This window comes from Vibrio rubrogenes, assembly GCF_059641415.1.
This window is the reverse complement of record NZ_JCARSY010000004.1, coordinates 78,000-98,800: the sequence shown is the minus strand read 5'-3', so window position 1 is coordinate 98,800 and position 20,801 is coordinate 78,000. Positions and strand designations below refer to the sequence as shown.

Below are 20,801 nucleotides of genomic sequence, written 5' to 3'. Positions count from 1 at the left end.
GCTCGCTAGTTTAGATGAGTCGTTCTAAAATCATGCAAATGAAAATCCTGATAATCGGCCCCTCATGGGTTGGAGATATGGTGATGTCGCAGAGTTTATACCGTGAACTCAAAAGCCGTCATCCAAGCGCAACAATTGATGTTCTGGCACCAGCATGGTGTGGTCCGATTCTGGAACGCATGCCTGAAGTTGATCACGCCATCGAGATGCCAATCGGCCATGGGGATTTTAGTTTAACTAAACGATGGAAAATCGGTCGTCAGTTAGCCGCTAGTCGTTACACTCATGCTTTCATTCTGCCCAATTCAGCCAAATCGGCCTTGATTCCACTCTTCGCCGGCATCCCTGTCCGAACCGGATGGAAAGGTGAAATGCGCTATGGTCTGCTGAACGATCTGAGAGTTGACAGAAAAGTCTTTCAATATATGGTGGAACGCTATGTAGCCTTAGCTGTCCCCAAAAGCATGATGCTTAGTGAAGTGTCACTGGAGCAATGTCTCAAACCGAAGCTGAGTATTGATTTAAACCAACAAGCGCAATTACGACAACGTTTTTCGTTAGCCTCTGACCGAGAAGTTGTTGGTTTATGTCCCGGTGCAGAGTTTGGACCGGCCAAAAGATGGCCCGCTGATTACTATGCCGAATTGGCATCATCCCTCATAAAAGCAGGGAAACAGATCTGGTTATTTGGATCACAAAAAGATCAGGAAGTCACCCAACATATCCGCAACTTGCTCCCTCTGGAATGCCAGTCACACTGTTTTGATTTGGCTGGGAAAACAACGCTGGTAGAGGTGGTCGATTTACTCGCCTGTTGCCATACTGTCGTCAGTAATGATTCAGGTCTGATGCATGTTGCCGCAGCGGTCAATTGCCATATCGTTGCCATCTACGGCTCCAGCTCGCCTCAATACACACCACCGTTAGCGGACAATGTAATTACATTAAATACTGATATAGAATGCAGGCCATGCTTTCAAAGGGAGTGTCCATACGGACACCTCAACTGCCTTAAGCAACTGACACCAGATCAAGTCATCCGTCAGATTAAACATCAACAACCCAAATAAGAATTGTAATGAAATATCAATGGTTTGAGCGTGGGGCTTTCGCAACAAAAAAAGCCAGAAAGTATTTAACTGAAGTTTTTTCTCCGCTAAATATCAAGAAGATTGCTGTAATCAGACATGCGGCACTCGGTGATCAGGTGATTGCCCGCCCTTTTCTGATCGAAGCGAGAAAATTTTTTCCCAATGCACAGATCACTCTCGTTGCCGTATCAAACTATCAATATGGGATGCCAGAAGATCTGGTTGATCGTGTTCATATCATGCCGGGCAAAGATAAAAAACAACAGACTTCGGTGTTCGATAAGATCAAAAATATCAAGGATCTGGGAGAACAAGATATCATTTTTGACCTAGCCAGTACCAATCGCTCACATTGGATGATGGCATTAAGTCAGGCCAAACTAAAAATCGGTTTTCCTTATAAAAACTATCTTCGTGGTGTGTTGTACAATGTTTGTGTGCCGCGTTCAGATTTCCAGCCGGAAGTCGATTGTATGTTGGATATGTTAAAAATACTGGGACATAACCCAAGCTACCCTCTCGATTTTAACTATCCGGATCATCGAGTCGAACAAGAGACAACCAGTCCATTCATCTTATTCTTTAATGGTGCCTCTCAGACCTCAAAAATTCTGAGCCAGCAACAGATGAAAACACTCATTGAACTCTCTTTAACCAATCATCCCCATATTCAGCATATTTTTCTCGAGGGTAAAAATACCTTTGAAAAAGGAGATTTTCTTGAAGATCTTAAGAAACACCCTAATTTTTCAATTCAGATTTGTCTCCCATTAGAACAGCTCATAGAGCTGGTAGCGAAAGCCGCTCTGGTGGTCAGCCCGGATACAGGGATTAGAAATGTCGCTATTGCAACTCACACACCAACCGTCGGAATTTTCTACTCAACGGTTCCCTTTCGGTATACGCCACGATATGAGAAACACCATATTGTCATGAATGCAGATGGTCGTATCCCGAGCCCGCAGGAAATATATCAAACAATCGAAAGCGAAGTTTCATCATGGTCGTAGAGATGGAAAATACATATTACAGAAGAATATTTAATGCTTGTCTATTTTTAGTCCCAGCATTACTGCTATGCACTAAAAACTTCAGTATTGGTGCTATCTTAATTTTACTATTAACTTCAGCATGGTATTTAATTAAAGAGAAACGCAACTATACTCTAGATAAATTAGATTGGATGGTTATTGCTATACTTTCTGCATATTTTGTAGCTAATATTCCTATCTACCTATCTGACATGGATACAACTAGATACTTTAAAGGTGCATCTCGCTATTTATTCATCATCCCGATCTATTTTTTCATTCGGCACATCATCAGTGAAACAACAACATCGAGAAAATATCTCGATTGGGGGATTGTTTTTGGCTCAATCGGTACGATTGTTATTGCGATTTATCAATTTTATATCAAAGAAATGCCTAGAGTTGATGGCTATTTATATAGTATTAATTTTGGATATTTATCTTGCGCCTTAGCTTTTTTAGCACTAACACTGGCTAACAGCAGCCATATAAAAAATATATTATGGCTATCGTTTCTAATGTGCTGTTTTGCCACAATACTGACATTAACTCGAGGTGCTATTTTTGCTATTCCTCTGCTACTTGTTTTTAGTATTATATTCCAATCAAAACAACATCGATTTAAAAACACTCTAAAGATAGTCATTATCATGTTGGTATTTTTTGGCACTTTCTATACCTACTCATCAAAGTTTCAGGATAGAATCAATTTCACAACAACCGAATTTCAGCGAATTCTATCCGGTGATGTGAGAGATGCTGAGTCTTCTGGTGGACGGATTCAATTATGGTACGCAGCAACTCAGTCTTTTATCAAAAGCCCTTTGATAGGCCAGACTTACTCTCAGAGAGAAGCAACCATTCAGCAACTCTATCAAGCCGGTAAAGTCAGCGACTGGCCAACAGGTGTAACCAGAGCACATGCTCATAATCAATACTTTGAAATGTTAGCGAGTAATGGAGTACTCGGTATATTGGCTTTTATTGCATTAATTTTCACACCAATGTTTTTCTTTTTTAAACATATAAAAAAGTCGACACATGCATTGAGTGGATTCATTTTTGTCTTAGGGTTTTCAATATTCTGCTTAACAGAAGTGCCTCTGGAACAAAACTTAATCAGTAGCTTTTACGGTTTTATGCTTGCCGTACTTATTAACTTCACTCGAAATGATCTTACGAATATCCAAAACAATGAAACATAGTGGGATAAGATAATGAATATGATAATTGTCACCAATCGCTTAATTCGAGTTGTAGGGAATCTATTTAAACTATTCTCTTATCTCTTTCATGCAGTTTTACCTAAGACTCGCTTTACCATCCCAATCAACTCTAAGCATAAATTAAATTGGGAAAGTACCAATGCGATTCCAAGAGTCATCTGGCAAACCAATTATTCGAATCGCAGCACTCTGCCTGTTTACCTCAACTACTTATTTAATCGTCTGATGTCTCTGGATTATGATTATCGGTATGTCAGTACAGAAGCACGTGAACAGTTCATGAGAGATCATGCACCTGAACATGTTTACAAAGCCTATCAAAAACTGACTGATGGTGCTGCTCAAGCAGATTTATGGCGCATTACAGTTCTGTATCAACAAGGTGGTATCTATATGGATATTGATGCCACCCTTGTCTGGCCACTCCGCAAAATTTTACAAGGTGAGCAGGAAGCGCTCTATATCAAGTTTAAAAAAGGGAATACCGATTATACGAATTTCTTTTTGGCAACTGTTCCCAATAACCCTCACTATCAAACGATTATGAATACCATTGTTAATAATATTGAGAACTACAACGTCGAAAAAGGCGTATATGGGACTACTGGACCAGAAGTATTAAATCGTGTCCTACAGGGAAAAAATGTTCATGCCCGAGGACGAAACTATGTGTGTATTCAGGGAACTTTCACCAATGAGCACTTTCAATATTTAGATAAACCCCGTGGTAAATGGACTCACCAAGATCCAAACGATTTAGTCAAAAAATAACAATATGAACAACTTTATCCGGCTCATTTATACACTAGTTCTAGCGATTATTGCTCCTTTTTATCTCTTAAATCTGTTTAAGAAAAAAGAGGGGAAGCCTTGTGTTGGTTCCCGATGGACGGAACATTTCGGCTTCACTCCACCTTTATCCGCTCCCCAAAAACAGGAGATCATCTGGGTTCACGCCGTATCGGTTGGAGAAACGATTAGTGTGATCCCATTTATCAAACAACTACATCTCGACTTTCCTGAAAAAAGAATAATTATTACAACAACAACACCAACAGGAGCGGAGCAAGCTCAAAAAGTAAGTGCCATTGCAGAGCACCGATATATGCCTCTTGATTTCCCCTTTGCTATTCGGGGTTTTATCCAATCAGTAAAGCCAAGTCATTTAATTATCATGGAGACAGAACTCTGGCCTAACTTATTGTATATAGCAAAGAATCACCATGTAAAAGTATCTATTATTAATGCTCGATTATCAGAGAAGTCGTACCAGAATTATAAAAAAGTAAAACCTTTAATCAATTTGTGTCTATCTAAAATTGATCATATCTATTGCCAGCATAGAGAAGACAGTGACCGATTCCATCTTTTAGGTGCTCAAACCTCACAGCTATCAGTGACAGGTTCTCTTAAATATGATATTGAAATTTCAGAAGAAATAAAAAAACAATCTGTCTATTTACGAAATAAAGTAGGTTCCAAAAGACCGATATGGATTACGGCCAGTACTCATGTAGGTGAAGATGAATTAATCCTTGAAAATCATAAACGGATTTTGAAAGAGTACCCAGATGCACTCCTCATCCTTGTACCTCGACACCCTGAAAGATTCAACTCAGTGTATGAGCTCTGTGTGAAAGAAGGTCTAACAACTCAAAGACGAACTCAAGACAATACTCATAGTCAACCATGTCAGGTCTATCTTGGAGATACTATGGGAGAGATGCTAATTTTGATAGGAGCCGCTGATATCTGTGTTATGGGCGGAAGTTTCATTGGGAAAACAGTTGGGGGACATAATGTCTTAGAGCCAGCCGCGCTAGGAATACCAACTATTACAGGCCCCAGTTATTATAATTTTCGCGACATCACTTTATCTTTACAGCAAGCTGGGGCAGTTATTATTCTGGATCATGCCAATGAAATTTCTACCAACGTTATGGCATTATTCAAAGATCATGATCAAATCAATCAAATGTCATCTCAGGCTAAAAATTTAGTTATGGACAATGCTGGCGCATTAAGGAAAACTATTAATATGATATTTCACTCATAATATATTTAACCCAATATTCTAGTGTATATTTATATATAATATCCTTATCTATTGATTCATATGGCTGATTAAAAAAGTTATGTGGAATTATACAATCATCACTAAGTACAGCTATATTATTGGGATTATATATATCATAGTCTCGTACATGAGAATTTGTTGTGATGAGTTTTCTTTCATAACCAATAGACTCATAAATTCTAAATGACAATCCTGATTGTTCACCCTGTAATACATCCAAAATACCTTTTGATTCACTAATATAACGAGCTAAATCCTCACCTAAAACTAGCTTATCTGTTGATTTTAATCGGTAATCTTTTATATATTCTAGCTTGCGTGGATGATCACAGTAAAATATAATATTAGGATTTAACCAAGGGTTGCTATCAAGGATTTTTATTACATGTTGATACCGTTCCTTTGTAAAATACATAACAGAAAATAAATCATATTTGCACTCATCATAGTTGAGTAGTGCATTCCACATTGGATCTAAATAATTATTTATTTTTATAAATCCATTTTCCTTACAATCTATCTGATCATAGCTGAATGTTAAGTCGAACATATCAAGGTTATTTGCATTATCAGGAGATTTTCTCAAACTATCCCACAGTGTCGCAACTATCATGTTTGTATGATTCTTTAATATATTTAAATGATCACGATTAAATATATTCGGTTCAGTCATCATGATGATATCATATTTATCTCGACCAATAAAAAAACCGGTCAGAGTCTGTTCTACCAAAATATCTTTCTGCTTATGTTTATAATTTATACCTGATATTTTACTATAAATTTTTGACATAATACGATGACAACTATCAAAGTAACGAAATTGAGATAAGTCAGAATGGTCAATATGAGTCACATGATGTCCTTGTCGGGACATTTCTTTAATTATTGGTGTTGCTAATCCAGCCCAATTGGGGCAAATAAAAAGAACATTCATCGATATATCCCAACCGTTTCTATTCGCATATACTGTAATTACCTTGAATTGACCAAAAACTACTAATGCCTATTACATAATAAAAATTATAGTGATCATGATGATAGACGAACCATTAGTTTATAATGGGAAGTCATTAAATCGAGACAAGTCAATGTCATTAATATCATCCTTTGATGTAAATATTGACCGAGCCATATCTGAGTTTGGCCCCCAATTTCTATAGTTTTCCTCATCATCTTTATAAATAGCGATTTGCTTCTTACCGAGGCCAGTAGCAATATGGACGATTGATGTATCCACAGTAACAATCAATTCAGCATGTGCTACGATAGAGATAGCATCATAAATTGATTCACTATCCTCAAAATGGAAGACTAGTTTATTATCATGAATTTTCATTCTGTTAATCTCATCTCGAGTTCCAGGAGATGACAGCAAAACACACTGATAATTAGGATAGTTTATATTTAATTGATGAATTATATTCAGAATGGTTTCTTTATTTAATTTTCTTGTACTACCACTACCAAAAGGATTAAATAGTATGTATTTCCCGATTTGGTTATTCGAAATAAACTGATTGATTTTAGCTATGGAACTTTCACTTGATGGTATAATGTAAGGTTCTACAGGTTTATCGATCCCAATACATTTAGTAATGAAGTCAAACTTCAGAGAATAGTGTTTATCACATATATCGTTCGAAATGTTTTTATTAATTAATTTAACTTTTGAATCAAGGCCAATATTGACTTTTGTTTGTAGACATCGATGTAAATAAATATCTTTCATCTTCATATTTTGATTCAATGATACTGCGACATCAATCTCGCCTAATTCTTGGCATGCCTTTCTAATCTCAGAATAAGATGGCCGTTTCCTTAGATAAACAAAATCATTAACACCAAATCCACTTTCGAATAACTCTCTCATACTTGGATTCGTCATAACAATGATTCTTATCTCTGGTCTAAATTTTTTGATTTTACTGATCACACCAGATGAAACAATCGTATCACCAATTTTTGCATCGTTGCGAATAAATAGAATGCTCTTGGTTTTCGTTAAATCAAATTCTATTTGATTTTCTCTGTCAAATAGAAATAACCCGATCTTTTGACGAAAAACATCTCTAAATGCTTGAAATTTAACAATAAAAATATTTTTCTTCATAACTTATTCGCTATACGCTTGATACAAATAGTCAAATGATGAATGCTCCCAAAAAATATATCGCTTTTGTTGCTCTTTCAGAAACGAGCGTTTCAAACGAGATACATTATTCTCCTTCCAATCACCGTCAGTCTGAATCATACACTTATCAAAATCAATAATCCAAACCCGTTCTCGATCATCAATCAAGATGTTATGAATATTCAAGTCTGTATGATTGACTTGTGCATCGTGCATCTTACGAACCTCTTGCCCGATTTTCACATACATTTCATCACGCAATGCATTTTCCTGAAGAATCGTCACTAAATCACGGGCATTCGGAATTTTCTCAGTGATTAAATCGGCCTGATAGCACACATGCTTTTTAATCGCTCTTGCTGCCACAGGGCGCGGTACATTTACCCCGGCATTTCTCAGATGTTCCAGAATCTGAAACTCTTGGTAGCTTCTGGTTTTCTCCCAACAAGAAAAAAGATAATGGTCACGGACAAGCCGACCAAATAATCCACCCCGTCGATAATGCCGTAATGCGCCCTGAATCTTGTCTAATTGGATAAACCATGTTGTGCCTCGGCCAGAAGCCTGACCGACAATCCGATCCTGCTGTTGCCAGAACCCGACATCAAAACATTGCTCCGGAGACGCGGATAACAGCGCCTCGTCATACCACACTCGTAACTTACCTTTTTCGAACGTTTTCACGGCTTACCCAATGATTAAAACTTCACTCAATCAGCATTTTACATTTTCTTCCGGTCTCTGCATAATTCCGAACAACTCTCATTGCTTTATAGTGATCATTATGGCGTTATTTGATTCCGCCCCTCGCTCGATATGTATCCTGCGTCTGTCTGCCATCGGAGATGTTTGCAATGCCGTTGCAGCGGTTCAAGCCATTCAACGCCAGTGGCCTGAGACAAAAATCACTTGGATTACCGGTCAATTAGAAGCCCAGTTATTGGATGGTCTCGACAATATCAACCTCATTGTGTTTGATAAAAAACAGGGGTTCAAAGCCTATCGACAGCTCTGGGCAACGCTGAAAGGTGAACGATTTGATGCACTCCTCCATATGCAGTATGCATTCAGAGCCAGCCTTGCCACACTCGGCATTAAAGCCACTTATAAGTTAGGCTTCGATGCAACACGCAGTCAGGATTGTCAGACTTGGTTTACCAGTCAGCACGTCCCTTCCCCGGATAAACCACATGTGTTGGATGGCCTGCTTGCCTTTGCACAATACATTGGGATTAAAGATATCACACCAAAGTGGACACTCACTTATTCTCATCATGATCAGCAATGGGCGATGCAACATCTTCGCCAGGATAAACGAAATCTGGTGATTGTTCCCGGAGCCAGTAAAGCCTATAAAAACTGGACTGCCGCCGGTTATGCTGAAGTGATGCGATATATCCATGCGCAAGGCTGGCATATCATCCTTGCCGGCTCCCCTGCTCAGGTAGAGCGTGACTTAGCCCAACAGATACTCAGCCTGATTGACTTTCCGGTCACCAATAAAGTTGGCGACAGTACATTGAAACAAATGCTGGCTTTACTCGATCACAGTGATATCGTGATTGCACCGGACACCGGCCCGACTCATATGGCCAATGCAATGGGCACACCGATTATCGGATTGTATGCCCATCATAATCCACAACGAACCGGGCCTTATTGCTATCAAAATTATGTCGTTTCCGTCTATGAAGAAGCCATACAAGCACAAACCGGTAAAACAAGCACCAAACTTAATTGGCGTGCTCGCGTCAAAGATAAATCAGCCATGGGCCGGATTCAGCCAACACAAGTGATTCAAATGTTTGAAAAAGCCGTGAAGGATTTTGGGCTGTGAGAGAACGAGAACGCCACTCGATAGACTTTCAAACCAGATAAAGACAAATACCTGTATCCTGTTATCATCAGACAGCGATAAAAACGAATCACAACGTCATTCAGCGGAGAAATATAATCGTGACACAACCAACCTTAGCCGTGGCCCTGATTGTGAAAAATGAAGCCAAACATCTGGCAGCCTGTCTTAAAACTGTTCAGGGTTGGGTCAATGAGATTGTCATTCTCGATTCAGGCAGTCACGACGAAACGGAGCAGGTCGCCCGGCAATTTACCGATAAGTTTTTCTCCAATACTGACTGGCCGGGATTCGGTCCGCAACGTCGTCTCGCGCAATCGTATGTCGAATCCGATTATGTCTTATGGCTGGATGCCGATGAACGCATCACGCCGGAGCTTCGCAGTAGTATTCAAGAGGCGGTGAAAGCGAATCGACCCAATACTATCTATCAAATATCACGGTTAAGCTGGGTTTTTGGTCGATTCATTCGCCACAGTGGCTGGTATCCCGACAAAGTTTTACGGCTCTATCCAACCAAACTGACGCAATACAACGACGCTTTGGTTCATGAAAAAGTGGAAGTGACCTCATCTATGCAAGTCGAAACACTGTCTGGCGACGCAATCCACTACACGTACGACGATATGCATCACTATCTGGTCAAGTCAGCCGGATATGCAAAGGCGTGGGCAGAACAACGACAACAACGCGGAAAAAAAAGCAGTATCGGCCAAGGTATTATTCATGCACTCGGATGCTTTGTGAAAATGTATGTGATCAAAGCAGGTTTTTTAGACGGCAAGCAGGGCTTACTGCTCTCCCTGCTTTCGGCACATTCTACATTTGTGAAATACGCTGACCTTTGGATAAGGACAAATACGTCGCCGCCCAGGCATTGATCTGACTTAAGAGCGATTGAATCCGAATTTGGCTCATATCCTCCTGCTGTGATTTCCCGCCGACAGCGGGGGGAGCAAACGATAAGTGACGCCCTTGAGAATTCAATGGATACCAACGTAATGGCGTCGCTGAGCGTTTAGCCGGGAAGAAGCCAATGGTCGGAACATCAATCGCCGCAGCAATATGTAATGGCCCCGTAGACCCGGCAATAAACAGGCTCGCACAAGCAATTGATCGAGCGAAATCCACCAACCCGTCATTCTTATGATAGACAACCGCTTTTTCACCTTGGTGATTGATCGCCAATTGCAGTTGATAGGCTTTTTCTTCTTCTCCCGGTCCGGCAGTCAGCACCACCTCAAAGTCACCGTTCATTCCATCGAGCAACTGGCTGTACTGTTCAAGAGACAAGTTATTGGCCGAACCGCCACTGCCTGCATGGACAAATACCCATGATTTGTCAGAACGAATCCCCAGTTGTGCCGCAAGTTTGTCTTTTTGTTTAGCAAGCTCTGATGGCGAAAAAGTCAGGTACGGGGGCTGCGGCTCAACCACCGATATCTGATGATCCTGCAAAAAAGTACGAATCAAATCCAGATTATACTCAAACTCAGGTTTCGCTGACTGAGAACGCTTCTGCTTTACCCGATGGTTGTAAAACACCTGTGCCAGTTTCGTCGCCGGAGCCATCCGGTACGGAATCTTCGCCTTCCAGACCAACAACGCATTGTAAGTTGTCGAAAACAGGTTAATCGACGCATCAAAGTGACGTCGGCGGATTTCTTCAATCAACGCTTGTTGAGATGATGTTGACCCCTTTTTGGTCGGGTCTTCAAGCACGGCATCAATCCACGGGCATAATTCGGCAAGCGCGATGGTATAACGAGGCACTAACGCAGTAATGTGACAATCGGGAATTGATGCTTTGAGCATCGCGAAACTCGGCCATGCCAGCATAAAATCACCGATTTTATCATTACGAATGACAAGTATTTTTTTCATTTCAAACTCTTATTTCGTCACATAGCATCGATCATACGGACATCAATAGGTTATTTTGAATCTTTTTGTTACTATAGTGTAAGTGTCAGATGGCTCTGACGAACTTTACATTTTGAGACGCCTTCGGTAGATACCGAAGACACTCAGTTTAACTGTTGAGATAACGGACTGTGAGCAAAAAAAAATTATCGCGCGTCATCTATCCGGGAACATTCGATCCGCTGACCAACGGGCACCTTGATATTGTCAATCGCGCCGCTGGTATGTTTGATGAAGTCATGATTGCGGTTGCCGCCAGCCCCAGTAAAAATACCATGTTTACGCTGGCGGAAAGAGTCTTTTTTGCCGAACAGGCAACTCAACATCTGACGAACGTGAGTGTACAGGGATTTTCCGGGCTCTTGGTCGATTTTGCCAAACAAGTCGGCGCCAACGTCTTGATTCGCGGCCTCCGAACAACCATGGACTTTGAGTATGAGTTCGGCCTGACCAACATGTACCGCAGACTGATGCCAGAGCTTGAAAGTGTATTTCTCACCCCGTCAGATGAATTTGCATTTCTCTCGTCAACCATTGTCCGGGAAGTAGCCATCCACGGAGGAAACGTCGATTCGTTTGTACCGCCGGTCGTTGCTGAATCTCTGCGTAAAAAACGTAGTATTTAACCCAATTTAATCGCTAACGCTGATACAACTACTTTTGGCAGAGTGGGCAATAGAAAGTATTCCGTTGTCCGATCTTCTGCGCCACGATCGCTTGACCACATTCAGGACATGGTTCCCCTTCTTTTCCATAAACACGTAGTTCCTGAGCAAAATAACCGGGTTTACCATCAGTTTGGGCAAAATCTTTCAAGGTCGTGCCACCTTGCTGAATCGAGTGGGTCAGTACCGCTTTAATCTCACTCACCAGCGTCTCCCATTCACTCATTGTCAGTGAACCGGCTTCTCGGGTTGGTCGAACCCCTGTGGTAAACAAAGATTCATTGGCATAAATGTTCCCGACACCAACCACCACTTTATTATCCATAATGAACTGTTTGACCGTCACTCGTTTTCCTTTCGCTCTCGCAGCAATATACTCAGCGGTCAGTTCATCCGAAAGCGGCTCCGGGCCAAGGTTGTCGAATACCGAATGCATGGTGCCTTTCTCAGCCCATAACCATGCCCCAAACCGTCTCGGATCGTTATAGCGTAGTACCTTCCCGTTCATCATAAACAGATCCACATGGTCGTGTTTACCGGGCGGAAGCGAAACATCCAACACGCGCAAAGAGCCTGACATTCCCAAATGGATAATCGCGGTTCCGACATCCGTTTCCAGCAGCAGATATTTTGCTCTGCGATGAATCCGCCGAATCACTTGCCCCGAAATCTGCTGAAGCTCAAAAGGAATCTCCCAGCGCAGTTTAGGTGTTCGCACATTCACCGATTTCACCTGCTCACCCACCAAAAAAGGACTAATCCCTAGTCGGCTTACCTCAACTTCCGGTAACTCCGGCATTTTAATCCTCCTTCTGCGTTGGTGATTTAGCGATGATCGACGGAAACAGATAATTGTCTTCCACCGAGATAGCAATCCAGTGTTCCTGCCAGTTTTTGAATAACCAAAACTGCGGGAAGCGATAATAAGTAATTCGCTGCGGCTCTTCCTGCTCTTCATACCAGACTTCAACCGTTCCCGGATCATTCAGCTTACCGGACAATGAGTGGTAGGTCTTATCATCAACCCGAGTGCCAACCAGATTCCGCCACCGTTGTACCAGTTCCAGCGCTGAAATATCAAACGACACCGTTGATGTCCAGCCACCTTTGGCGTCACGTACCAGTGACCAAGGTTGTGTCTGTATCGACGTAATAGTCAGTTGGGGATTGAGAAGCGATGGATTGCTCTGAGCTTCATGAGGTAAAAGATAATCTTTAATCATGGATGGTAGATTCAAAATGGCGATAAATAAAATCACCGCCAGAATCAGATAATTATTCCAACGCCGTTTTCGATCCTTCATCAGGTCACTCTCAACAGATATTGTCGCTCATCGATATATCCGTTCATCCTATGATCTTTCACTGAAAAAAGGTAGATAGAAGGCAATAAAAAACCCAGCAGAAGCTGGGTTTTATAACACTTACAAAAAGCAGTTCAATTACTTGATTTTTGCTTCTTTGTAAACAACGTGCTGGCGAACTACTGGATCAAACTTTTTGATCTCAAATTTACCTGGCATGTTGCGCTTGTTCTTGTCAGTTGTGTAAAAGTGACCAGTACCAGCAGATGATACCAGACGAATTTTCTCACGAATGCCTTTAGCCATTGCTCAATTCCTCTTAAACGTTTTCACCGCGAGCACGAATATCAGCAAGAACGGTATCAATACCTTTCTTGTCAATGATACGCATACCTTTCGCAGTCAGGCGCAGTTTAACAAAACGTTTTTCGCTCTCTACCCAGAAACGATGAGTTTGTAGGTTCGGCAGAAAACGACGCTTAGTAGCATTACGTGCGTGCGAACGGTTGTTCCCCGTTACAGGACGCTTACCAGTTACTTGGCATACTCGGGACATGAATGTCTTCTCCAAATCGTTTCAGCTCGATATCAACCTTGGTGGCCGAACCTCTCTCCATGTTGAAGGGTGAGGTTTAAAACCATTATGGAAAATCCATACAAGGCTATCAAAGGTCGCGCATTATACTAACTTGATGTGCATTGCTCAAGACCCGAACAGATCCTTTTTTGCAGATCCTGTGATCTTTTTCATCGCCGAGCTGATAATAGGTTGAAAATTTAGTGGGCGAATGATAACAGAATCTCCTGTTCCCACAACTAAAAACTTTCGCGGATGCTATCAAATCAACCGAAAGCGGCAACTTCCTCGCAAAATCATCGGAAACCGTTCAACGCCTCCCACACATGCAGGATTCATCCACCCTAAATCCAGCCTCGCTCAGCAAAAGACACAATCTCGCCATCACCAATCACAAAGTGATCCAACACTCGAATGTCTACCAGCGCCAAGGCATCGATAATTCGCCGGGTAATATGCCGATCAGCCTGACTGGGTTCAGCAACCCCTGAAGGATGATTATGTGCCAGAATCACTGATGCAGCATGATACTGCAGTGCCCGCGCGACAATCTCTCGCGGATAGACACTCGCGGCATTGATCGTCCCTTCAAACATGATTTCACCACAGATGACCCGATTCTGGTTATCCAGAAACAACACATAAAATGCTTCCCGACGCTTATCTCGAAGTATTCCTGATAAATAATGCCGGGTATATTGTGGATTCGTCAGCGCATCCCCTCTTTGTATCGTTTCCGAAAAATAACGCTGTGCCATTTCTAACACTGCCTGCATTTGCACAAATTTCGCTTCTCCCAGACCTTTATGCCGACAAAATGCACTTTTCTGGGCTGAAAATAACGCACGGAGTGAACCAAATTCCTGTAACAGAAAATCAGCCAATTCGAGGACATTCATACCGGCAACTCCGGTACGTAAGAAAATAGCCAACAGTTCGGCATCAGACAGGGCGTGGGGACCACGGGAAAGTAGCTTTTCCCGCGGCATTGATTCTTTAGGAAGGAATTTCAGGCTCATTGTATAGCTCCTCTCGGTTTGCTATACAAATACTGAAGATAGCGTTGGATTCAACTTCGTTGATAGGAAATCCGAGAGATATCAACATCAGTTGCAACCATCATGTCGGCTAAATCTTAAAGTGTCCGACCAAGTCTCCCATTTTCTTACCAGATTGTGCCAAACGGCTACTGATTGATTCCGACTGCTGCAAATTATGGCTCAACTCATTCACAATCTGCTGAATCGCAACCAGATTTTGGTTGATCTCTTCAGAAACGACACTTTGTTCCTCTGCCGCCGAAGCAGTCTGAATTCCCATATCCTGAATGGTCCGAATCGCTTGAGAAATACCGGATAAACTTTCTTTGATACGAACCGATTCTTGTTCGGTGCTTTTGCCCCGCTCACGGCTCGCTTGCATCCGACCGACCGCTTTACTGACGCCTTGGTTCAACGAGTTCAGCATATTACCGATCTCTTGCGTGCTATTTTGAGTTCGGCTTGCGAGCGAGCGAACTTCATCGGCAACCACAGCAAATCCCCGCCCTTGTTCTCCGGCTCGAGCCGCCTCTATGGCGGCATTCAATGCCAGTAAATTAGTCTGCTCTGCAATTTCACCAATCACATCCAGAACCAGCGTGATCTCTCCGGCTTGTTGGCTCAACTCCGAGATAGCTTCAGAAGTCAGATTCACTTCTTTCACCAAACTGCTAATGCCTTCAATTGCGAAATTCACCTCATCCTGCGCCTCAACAATCTGCTGATTTGCTGATTCAATCGCCTGCGCAGTGGCATTCGTATTCAAGGCCACTTCACGGGCAGTCGCACTCATTTCTGTCACCGCCGTCACGACCTTATCGGTTTCCTGACAGTGGCTGTTCATCTTCTGGTTGGAATGGGAGGTCTGCTGATCGAGATCATTCACCGCCAACATAACATCATGCTCTGTCCGGCTAATATCCGACATCAGCGGATGGAGTTTATCCATAAATGAGTTAAATGCTTCGGCCACCATACCGACTTCATCACGGCTTTCCACATGTAAGCGAGCGGTCAAATCACCACCACCGGCAGCCACATCCTGCAACGATTTCAGAATATGATGAAGAGGTGCAACGCCTTTAGAGACTAACCAACTCACAATCACAATCGTTAATATCAGACCAACCCCCGATAATCCGACAGCAGACCACATTTGCTGATGTAACAGCTTTTCCCGATTATGTTGAAAAGCCGCCACCTGACGATCAATATCATCAATGTAAACCCCAGTGCCTAAAACCCAATCCCATTTCGGCAGGTATTCGGCATAACCTAACTTCGGAGCTTGCGCATTCAAAGAGGGCTTATGCCATGAAAAATAAAGAAAACCGTCCCCCGTTTTTGACGCCTCAATCAAACCGGCAATCACAGGAACACCATTATTATCTTTCATGTTATAGAGGTTCTTCCCTTCCAGTTGCGGCTTAATCGCATGAAGCGTATTCACACCTTGGGAGTCATAGGCAAAGAAATAGCCATCATCATCAAAACGCATGGCTTTTAATATCTCTTTTGCCTGCGCCTGATTTTCACCATTTTGATCACTATCATAGAGCGGCTTGATAGCGGTCGTCCCCATCATTATATAAGACTTCAGCTTATTCTTATGGCTGGTTACCAATCCTTGTCGATATTGTGCCAGCTCTTGCTTCAGCGAAGTCATCCCACTCCAGTAATACACCATTGTTATCACTGCTGTAATCACTATCAGAGGAATCACAGTGATGAAAAGGAGCTTGGTTCGGCTCCGAAGAGAATTCAACATAAAATTCCTTATTCGCTTAGATCAATTAACCATTTATCGATAGCCCTCTTATTGCATATTTTGGCATAAATATCTGTGAGATATACTCAAGTATATGAATATGGTGATCTGAGCGGATGAGTTCCTCTGACACAGTTCTGACATCTTTTCAGGAGTTGTGCTAGCATAGCGCGCAGAGTGATTAAGGAATCGAAACATGCAAACATTGGCAGGAAAGAAAATACTGCTGGGGATCAGTGGTGGCATCGCAGCATACAAATGCGCAGAACTGACACGCCGCCTGATTGATCACGGCGCAGAAATCAGAGTCGTCATGACCGATGCAGCAAAAGCTTTCATTACACCGCTCACCATGCAGGCTGTTTCCGGCAACCCCGTGTCAGACAGCTTGCTGGATCCAGCAGCGGAACGCTCAATGAGCCATATCGAACTGGCCAAATGGGCTGATCTCGTCCTGCTGGCACCGACAAGTGCTGACCTTATTGCCCGTATCGCTGCAGGCATGGGGAATGATTTACTCTCCACTCTTATTCTAGCGACACCGGCACCAGTTGCCCTTGCACCGGCCATGAATCAGCAAATGTACCGTCATGTTGCCACCCAAAGAAATCTGGATACCCTCGCATCATTTGGCATGCATATTTGGGGACCCGATGCCGGTGAGCAAGCCTGCGGTGATGTCGGGCCGGGACGAATGCTGGAACCAATGCAACTGGTTGAATTGTGCGAACAATTTTTCCAGCCCAAGTTACTCGCAGGAAAATCGGTTCTCATTACTGCCGGCCCCACTCAAGAAGCTCTCGATCCGGTGCGCTATATGACGAATCACAGTTCCGGCAAAATGGGATTTGAGATAGCCAGAGCAGCCATCCAACTCGGTGCCGACGTCACACTCATCGCCGGTCCAACCCATTTATCGGCACCGATTGGTGCACAGCGCATCAATGTCAGCAGTGCCGTCAATATGTATGATGCGGTGATGACTCAAGCCCCACACCATGATGTATTTATCAGTTGTGCTGCGGTTGCCGACTATCGGCCAGCGGACGTTGCCGAGCAGAAAATCAAGAAGACGGACGATGCCGATACCATGACCGTCACACTGGTCAAAAATCCGGATATTGTCGCCTCTGTCGCAGCAATGACCACTCACCGACCATTTACGGTAGGGTTCGCAGCAGAAACACAGCAGATTGAACAGTATGCCCGCTCTAAGATGGCACGTAAAAATCTGGACATGATTTGCGCCAACGATGTGTCCGTCAGCGGGCAGGGATTCAATAGCGATCAAAATGCACTTCATCTGCTCTGGCCCGACGGAGAGCGAAAATTACCATTGGCTTCCAAATCGCAGTTGGCGCTGGCACTAATGACACTTATCAGTGAAAAAATAGGATAAAATAACAATCGTAACCGACTGAATTCATTCACCCGGTTACTGATAGCATGTGGTAACGGAAAGGGTATGGAAATGACCGGAACAAAAAAAAGTAATCGCCGTGACGAAATTCTTCAGGCACTGGCTGAGATGCTAGAGTCTCATGATGGCGCCTCTCGCATTACTACCGCCAAGCTCGCAAAGCAGGTCGGTGTTTCAGAAGCAGCGCTCTATCGTCATTTTCCTAGCAAAGCCCGCATGTTCGAAGGGCTGATCGAGTTTATTGAAGAAACACTGATGTCGCGGATTAATATGATCCTCAATGAAGAGAAAGATACTCTCAACCGCCTCAACATGGTGATGCAGCTAATTTTAACATTTTCTGAACGCAATCCTGGCCTGACTCGGATATTATCCGGCCACGCCCTGATGTTTGAAAACGAGCGACTCCGTGAAAGAATCAACCAACTTTTTGAACGCATAGAAACCTCTTTACGTCAGATTCTACGCGAGCGCCAAATTCGGGAAGGAAAATCATTCCCTGTCGGAGAAAATATTCTGGCGGCTCAACTGTTAGGCCAGGTTGAAGGAAGCTTGAACCGTTTTGTCCGTTCAGACTTCAAATATCAGCCAACTGCAAATTTTGAACAATACTGGTCCCTGCTCAGCGCACAATTGAAATAACACTTTATGAATGATTACAAAATCGGCAAACCTGCCTTTTCCGTCTCGTTATTACACCCCAAATATTGGGGGGTGTGGTTTGGATTCGGCCTTCTCGCGGCAATCGTCAACCTGTTGCCTTATTCTGTATCGCTTTCTATCGGAGGCTCGCTCGGAAAATTAGGCATGAAGTTCGGCAAAAAACGCGTGCATATTGCCAGAACAAATCTGCGTCTCGCCTTTCCCGAGATGTCACCCGATGATATCGATGCGATGGTGGTTGAAAACTTCAAAAATACCGGTGCGGCTTTAGTTGAATCCGGTATCACTTGGTTCTGGCCGACCTGGCGCTTTCGTCGCATTCTGGTCGAAAAAGACATCAGCGCCTTGCGCAAACATGCAGAAAACAATAAGGGGGTGCTGTTGTGTGCGGTTCATGCCCTGAATCTGGAAATCTGTGCCCGCGGCTTTGCTGTACTCGGCTTACCCGGCTATGGCGTGTACCGCCCACATAGCAATCCTGCTTATGAGTTTATCCAGTATCGCGGCCGGACCAGAAACGGCAACAAACTGGTCTACCGACGCGACTTGAAGCAAATGATTCGTGTGTTACGCAAAGGTGAACGGCTGTTTTATCTGCCGGATCAGGACTATGGTCATAATAAATCCGTCTTTGTGCCCTTTTTTGGCGTTGATGAGGCGTGTACCACAACCGGAACCAGCCTGATTGCCTACCCCAGTAAGTGTGCCATTGTTCCCGCTTCCGGATTCCGAACCGTTCAGGGAACCTATGAAATCATGGCCGATATTTCAATTGAAGAACAATATCCGCAAAAGGATATGACAGCTGCGGCAGCGTACCTCAATCAATATCTTGAAATGGTTATTATGCGCGCACCGGAACAATGGATGTGGCTTCACAAACGATTTAAATCTTTGCCTGACGGAACCAGTCACACTCGATATCAGTAAACATCAGGATCATGCATTCATGAGCTCAACGCCAGACAATCCGCGTCAAAACAGCATTGACGATTACCTGTACAATCCGACTTTTCAGTGGTCCTTTTTACATCCTCGCCACTGGGGGACTTGGCTGGGTATCTTATTTGCTGCGCTATTTGCTTTTATCCCCCCCAAATGGCGGGATGGCCTTGCCCGTAAAATAGCCAAGCCAATCGTCAATAAAAATGGCCGTGTCGTTCGGCGGGCCCGCATCAACCTCACGTACTGTTTCCCGGAAAAGAGCGAAGCAGAACGCGAGCAAATTCTGCACGAAACCTTTGTCAAAGCCGCACAATACATGCTGGGTTACTCTGAGTTTTTAGTGCGCTCGACCCGGCATAATCAACAGCGGGGGGAACTGATTGGTGAGGAAAATCTGCTACCGTTACTCGATGCCGGAGAGAAAGTCATCATTCTCGCCCCCCATGCATGGGCAGTGGACTATCCTGCGGTCATGCTGGCAGCACGCGGTTATAAAGTCACCACAATCATGAAACCGCAGCGTAACCCGATTGGTGACTGGCTGATGCATGTTCAACGTATGCAGTATGGCGGCCGTATATTTGCACGAGATGCTGGCGTGAAGCCATTTGTTCGTTCCATTAAGGATGGTTATATCGGTTATTGGCTCCCCGATGAAGATCACGGGCCTCAAAATTCTGTGTTTGTCCCTTTCTTTGCGACCGAAAAAGCCACACTGAAAGGCTTTGGCAAAATGGCTCGTTTATCCAAAGCGAAAGTGGTGCCAGTGCTACCGGCATACAATGATAAAACGTCAAAATATGAAGTGTACATTTTGCCGGCAATTGAGAACTTCCCGACCGGTGATGAAATGCAGGATGCCCGGGCAATGAATCAAGCGATTGAAGATTTGGTTATCCCACATCCGGAACAATACATGTGGAACTTATTTCTGCTACAAACGCAGCGCGACGGCAAGAAAATATATCAGTAACAAACAATCACCATCGCCCAAGGCGGTGGTTTAGGGATGACAACAAAAAAGACTCAGTCAGTGACTGAGTCTTTTTTCATCGGATGAATCATCCTCAATCCGTCACGGA

At 43.3% G+C, this 20,801-nt stretch carries 22 protein-coding genes; 12 read left to right on the top strand and 10 right to left on the bottom strand.

Going from position 1 to position 20,801, the window contains the following annotated elements; all coding sequences use genetic code 11:
* Positions 1 to 38 precede the first annotated feature (38 nt).
* From waaF to waaA, 5 genes are read left to right on the top strand one after another with little or no spacing between them, the layout of a single operon-like run.
* The gene (gene waaF / locus AC55NX_RS04950) at positions 39 to 1,070 is read left to right on the top strand and encodes a lipopolysaccharide heptosyltransferase II (RefSeq protein WP_496994726.1); all 1,032 of its coding nucleotides are present in this window, start codon (positions 39 to 41) and stop codon (positions 1,068 to 1,070) included.
* 8 nt (positions 1,071 to 1,078) lie between these two features.
* On the top strand, positions 1,079 to 2,101 hold the full coding sequence (locus tag AC55NX_RS04945; RefSeq protein ID WP_496994725.1) for a glycosyltransferase family 9 protein: 1,023 nt from the start codon (positions 1,079 to 1,081) through the stop codon (positions 2,099 to 2,101).
* 2 nt (positions 2,102 to 2,103) lie between these two features.
* Positions 2,104 to 3,327, top strand: a complete 1,224-nt coding sequence (locus AC55NX_RS04940; RefSeq protein ID WP_496994724.1) for an O-antigen ligase family protein — start codon at positions 2,104 to 2,106, stop codon at positions 3,325 to 3,327.
* Positions 3,328 to 3,339: 12 nt separating this feature from the next.
* Positions 3,340 to 4,119, top strand: coding sequence for a glycosyltransferase family 32 protein (locus tag AC55NX_RS04935; protein WP_496994723.1), 780 nt, complete (start codon positions 3,340 to 3,342; stop codon positions 4,117 to 4,119).
* A 4-nt stretch (positions 4,120 to 4,123) separates the two neighbouring features.
* Positions 4,124 to 5,404 (top strand): lipid IV(A) 3-deoxy-D-manno-octulosonic acid transferase, encoded by a 1,281-nt coding sequence (gene waaA, locus AC55NX_RS04930; RefSeq protein ID WP_496994722.1) that lies wholly within the window; start codon positions 4,124 to 4,126, stop codon positions 5,402 to 5,404.
* Here the strand turns inward: waaA and AC55NX_RS04925 are convergent.
* From AC55NX_RS04925 to AC55NX_RS04915, 3 genes are all read right to left on the bottom strand, one after another.
* Positions 5,382 to 6,362, bottom strand: coding sequence for a WaaS/CpsH family glycosyltransferase (locus tag AC55NX_RS04925; RefSeq protein ID WP_496994721.1), 981 nt, complete (start codon positions 6,360 to 6,362; stop codon positions 5,382 to 5,384). The genes waaA and AC55NX_RS04925 overlap by 23 nt on opposite strands.
* A 120-nt stretch (positions 6,363 to 6,482) precedes the next feature.
* Complete coding sequence (locus tag AC55NX_RS04920; RefSeq protein ID WP_496994720.1) at positions 6,483 to 7,538, bottom strand: glycosyltransferase family 9 protein; 1,056 nt, start codon at positions 7,536 to 7,538, stop codon at positions 6,483 to 6,485.
* A 3-nt stretch (positions 7,539 to 7,541) separates the two neighbouring features.
* Positions 7,542 to 8,243, bottom strand: coding sequence for a 3-deoxy-D-manno-octulosonic acid kinase (locus AC55NX_RS04915; protein ID WP_496994719.1), 702 nt, complete (start codon positions 8,241 to 8,243; stop codon positions 7,542 to 7,544).
* 100 nt (positions 8,244 to 8,343) lie between these two features.
* Here AC55NX_RS04915 and AC55NX_RS04910 point away from each other — a divergent pair, with 100 nt between their 5' ends.
* Together AC55NX_RS04910 and AC55NX_RS04905 are read left to right on the top strand one after the other, a co-directional pair.
* Positions 8,344 to 9,396: a glycosyltransferase family 9 protein gene (locus AC55NX_RS04910; protein ID WP_496994718.1), complete on the top strand. Its 1,053-nt coding sequence runs from the start codon at positions 8,344 to 8,346 to the stop codon at positions 9,394 to 9,396.
* Between the two features lie 119 nt (positions 9,397 to 9,515).
* Complete coding sequence (locus AC55NX_RS04905) at positions 9,516 to 10,295, top strand: glycosyltransferase family 2 protein (protein ID WP_496994717.1); 780 nt, start codon at positions 9,516 to 9,518, stop codon at positions 10,293 to 10,295.
* Here the strand turns inward: AC55NX_RS04905 and AC55NX_RS04900 are convergent.
* Positions 10,234 to 11,298: a glycosyltransferase family 9 protein gene (locus AC55NX_RS04900; RefSeq protein ID WP_496994716.1), complete on the bottom strand. Its 1,065-nt coding sequence runs from the start codon at positions 11,296 to 11,298 to the stop codon at positions 10,234 to 10,236. The two genes, AC55NX_RS04905 and AC55NX_RS04900, sit on opposite strands and share 62 nt — an antisense overlap.
* Positions 11,299 to 11,468: 170 nt before the next feature.
* On the opposite strand from AC55NX_RS04900, the gene coaD reads away from it, so the two are divergent.
* Complete coding sequence (gene coaD, locus AC55NX_RS04895) at positions 11,469 to 11,963, top strand: pantetheine-phosphate adenylyltransferase (RefSeq protein WP_059119595.1); 495 nt, start codon at positions 11,469 to 11,471, stop codon at positions 11,961 to 11,963.
* Positions 11,964 to 11,991: 28 nt separating this feature from the next.
* Here the strand turns inward: coaD and mutM are convergent, their stop codons facing one another.
* From mutM to AC55NX_RS04865, 6 genes are all read right to left on the bottom strand, one after another.
* Entirely contained in the window at positions 11,992 to 12,801 is an 810-nt protein-coding gene (mutM, locus tag AC55NX_RS04890) for a bifunctional DNA-formamidopyrimidine glycosylase/DNA-(apurinic or apyrimidinic site) lyase (RefSeq protein WP_496994715.1), read from the bottom strand.
* 1 nt (position 12,802) lies between these two features.
* The gene (locus AC55NX_RS04885; protein ID WP_496994714.1) at positions 12,803 to 13,306 is read right to left on the bottom strand and encodes a hypothetical protein; all 504 of its coding nucleotides are present in this window, start codon (positions 13,304 to 13,306) and stop codon (positions 12,803 to 12,805) included.
* A 138-nt stretch (positions 13,307 to 13,444) separates the two neighbouring features.
* Positions 13,445 to 13,612 carry a 50S ribosomal protein L33 gene (gene rpmG, locus AC55NX_RS04880; protein ID WP_004728408.1) on the bottom strand — a complete coding sequence of 56 codons (168 nt, stop codon included), beginning with the start codon at positions 13,610 to 13,612 and terminating at the stop codon, positions 13,445 to 13,447.
* Between the two features lie 13 nt (positions 13,613 to 13,625).
* Entirely contained in the window at positions 13,626 to 13,862 is a 237-nt protein-coding gene (rpmB, locus tag AC55NX_RS04875; protein WP_005467944.1) for a 50S ribosomal protein L28, read from the bottom strand.
* Between the two features lie 365 nt (positions 13,863 to 14,227).
* Positions 14,228 to 14,902 carry a RadC family protein gene (radC, locus tag AC55NX_RS04870; RefSeq protein ID WP_059119591.1) on the bottom strand — a complete coding sequence of 225 codons (675 nt, stop codon included), beginning with the start codon at positions 14,900 to 14,902 and terminating at the stop codon, positions 14,228 to 14,230.
* A 109-nt stretch (positions 14,903 to 15,011) separates the two neighbouring features.
* The gene (locus AC55NX_RS04865; RefSeq protein WP_496994713.1) at positions 15,012 to 16,691 is read right to left on the bottom strand and encodes a methyl-accepting chemotaxis protein; all 1,680 of its coding nucleotides are present in this window, start codon (positions 16,689 to 16,691) and stop codon (positions 15,012 to 15,014) included.
* A gap of 196 nt (positions 16,692 to 16,887) precedes the next feature.
* Here AC55NX_RS04865 and coaBC point away from each other — a divergent pair, with 196 nt between their 5' ends.
* From coaBC to lpxM, 4 genes are all read left to right on the top strand, one after another.
* The gene (gene coaBC, locus AC55NX_RS04860; protein ID WP_496994712.1) at positions 16,888 to 18,090 is read left to right on the top strand and encodes a bifunctional phosphopantothenoylcysteine decarboxylase/phosphopantothenate--cysteine ligase CoaBC; all 1,203 of its coding nucleotides are present in this window, start codon (positions 16,888 to 16,890) and stop codon (positions 18,088 to 18,090) included.
* Positions 18,091 to 18,162: 72 nt separating this feature from the next.
* Entirely contained in the window at positions 18,163 to 18,753 is a 591-nt protein-coding gene (gene slmA / locus AC55NX_RS04855) for a nucleoid occlusion factor SlmA (protein ID WP_059122573.1), read from the top strand.
* Between the two features lie 6 nt (positions 18,754 to 18,759).
* Positions 18,760 to 19,704 (top strand): LpxL/LpxP family Kdo(2)-lipid IV(A) lauroyl/palmitoleoyl acyltransferase, encoded by a 945-nt coding sequence (lpxL, locus tag AC55NX_RS04850; protein WP_496994711.1) that lies wholly within the window; start codon positions 18,760 to 18,762, stop codon positions 19,702 to 19,704.
* A 19-nt stretch (positions 19,705 to 19,723) separates the two neighbouring features.
* A complete protein-coding gene (gene lpxM, locus AC55NX_RS04845) occupies positions 19,724 to 20,692 on the top strand; it encodes a lauroyl-Kdo(2)-lipid IV(A) myristoyltransferase (protein WP_496994710.1) in 969 nt (322 codons plus the stop codon).
* Positions 20,693 to 20,801 lie beyond the last annotated feature (109 nt).

Excerpts from the sequence above, each read along its gene's own strand:
- AC55NX_RS04920 (WP_496994720.1), bottom strand. The coding sequence starts at position 7,538 with ATGAAGAAAAATATTTTTATTGTTAAATTTCAAGCATTTAGAGATGTT.
- coaBC (WP_496994712.1), top strand. The coding sequence starts at position 16,888 with ATGCAAACATTGGCAGGAAAGAAAATACTGCTGGGGATCAGTGGTGGC.
- AC55NX_RS04865 (WP_496994713.1), bottom strand. The coding sequence starts at position 16,691 with ATGTTGAATTCTCTTCGGAGCCGAACCAAGCTCCTTTTCATCACTGTG.
- AC55NX_RS04885 (WP_496994714.1), bottom strand. The coding sequence starts at position 13,306 with ATGAAGGATCGAAAACGGCGTTGGAATAATTATCTGATTCTGGCGGTG.
- lpxM (WP_496994710.1), top strand. The coding sequence starts at position 19,724 with ATGAGCTCAACGCCAGACAATCCGCGTCAAAACAGCATTGACGATTAC.
- AC55NX_RS04935 (WP_496994723.1), top strand. The coding sequence starts at position 3,340 with ATGAATATGATAATTGTCACCAATCGCTTAATTCGAGTTGTAGGGAAT.
- waaF (WP_496994726.1), top strand. The coding sequence starts at position 39 with ATGAAAATCCTGATAATCGGCCCCTCATGGGTTGGAGATATGGTGATG.
- AC55NX_RS04910 (WP_496994718.1), top strand. The coding sequence starts at position 8,344 with ATGGCGTTATTTGATTCCGCCCCTCGCTCGATATGTATCCTGCGTCTG.
- AC55NX_RS04945 (WP_496994725.1), top strand. The coding sequence starts at position 1,079 with ATGAAATATCAATGGTTTGAGCGTGGGGCTTTCGCAACAAAAAAAGCC.
- rpmB (WP_005467944.1), bottom strand. The coding sequence starts at position 13,862 with ATGTCCCGAGTATGCCAAGTAACTGGTAAGCGTCCTGTAACGGGGAAC.
- AC55NX_RS04900 (WP_496994716.1), bottom strand. The coding sequence starts at position 11,298 with ATGAAAAAAATACTTGTCATTCGTAATGATAAAATCGGTGATTTTATG.
- waaA (WP_496994722.1), top strand. The coding sequence starts at position 4,124 with ATGAACAACTTTATCCGGCTCATTTATACACTAGTTCTAGCGATTATT.
- radC (WP_059119591.1), bottom strand. The coding sequence starts at position 14,902 with ATGAGCCTGAAATTCCTTCCTAAAGAATCAATGCCGCGGGAAAAGCTA.
- slmA (WP_059122573.1), top strand. The coding sequence starts at position 18,163 with ATGACCGGAACAAAAAAAAGTAATCGCCGTGACGAAATTCTTCAGGCA.
- mutM (WP_496994715.1), bottom strand. The coding sequence starts at position 12,801 with ATGCCGGAGTTACCGGAAGTTGAGGTAAGCCGACTAGGGATTAGTCCT.
- lpxL (WP_496994711.1), top strand. The coding sequence starts at position 18,760 with ATGAATGATTACAAAATCGGCAAACCTGCCTTTTCCGTCTCGTTATTA.
- AC55NX_RS04940 (WP_496994724.1), top strand. The coding sequence starts at position 2,104 with ATGGAAAATACATATTACAGAAGAATATTTAATGCTTGTCTATTTTTA.
- AC55NX_RS04925 (WP_496994721.1), bottom strand. The coding sequence starts at position 6,362 with ATGAATGTTCTTTTTATTTGCCCCAATTGGGCTGGATTAGCAACACCA.
- rpmG (WP_004728408.1), bottom strand. The coding sequence starts at position 13,612 with ATGGCTAAAGGCATTCGTGAGAAAATTCGTCTGGTATCATCTGCTGGT.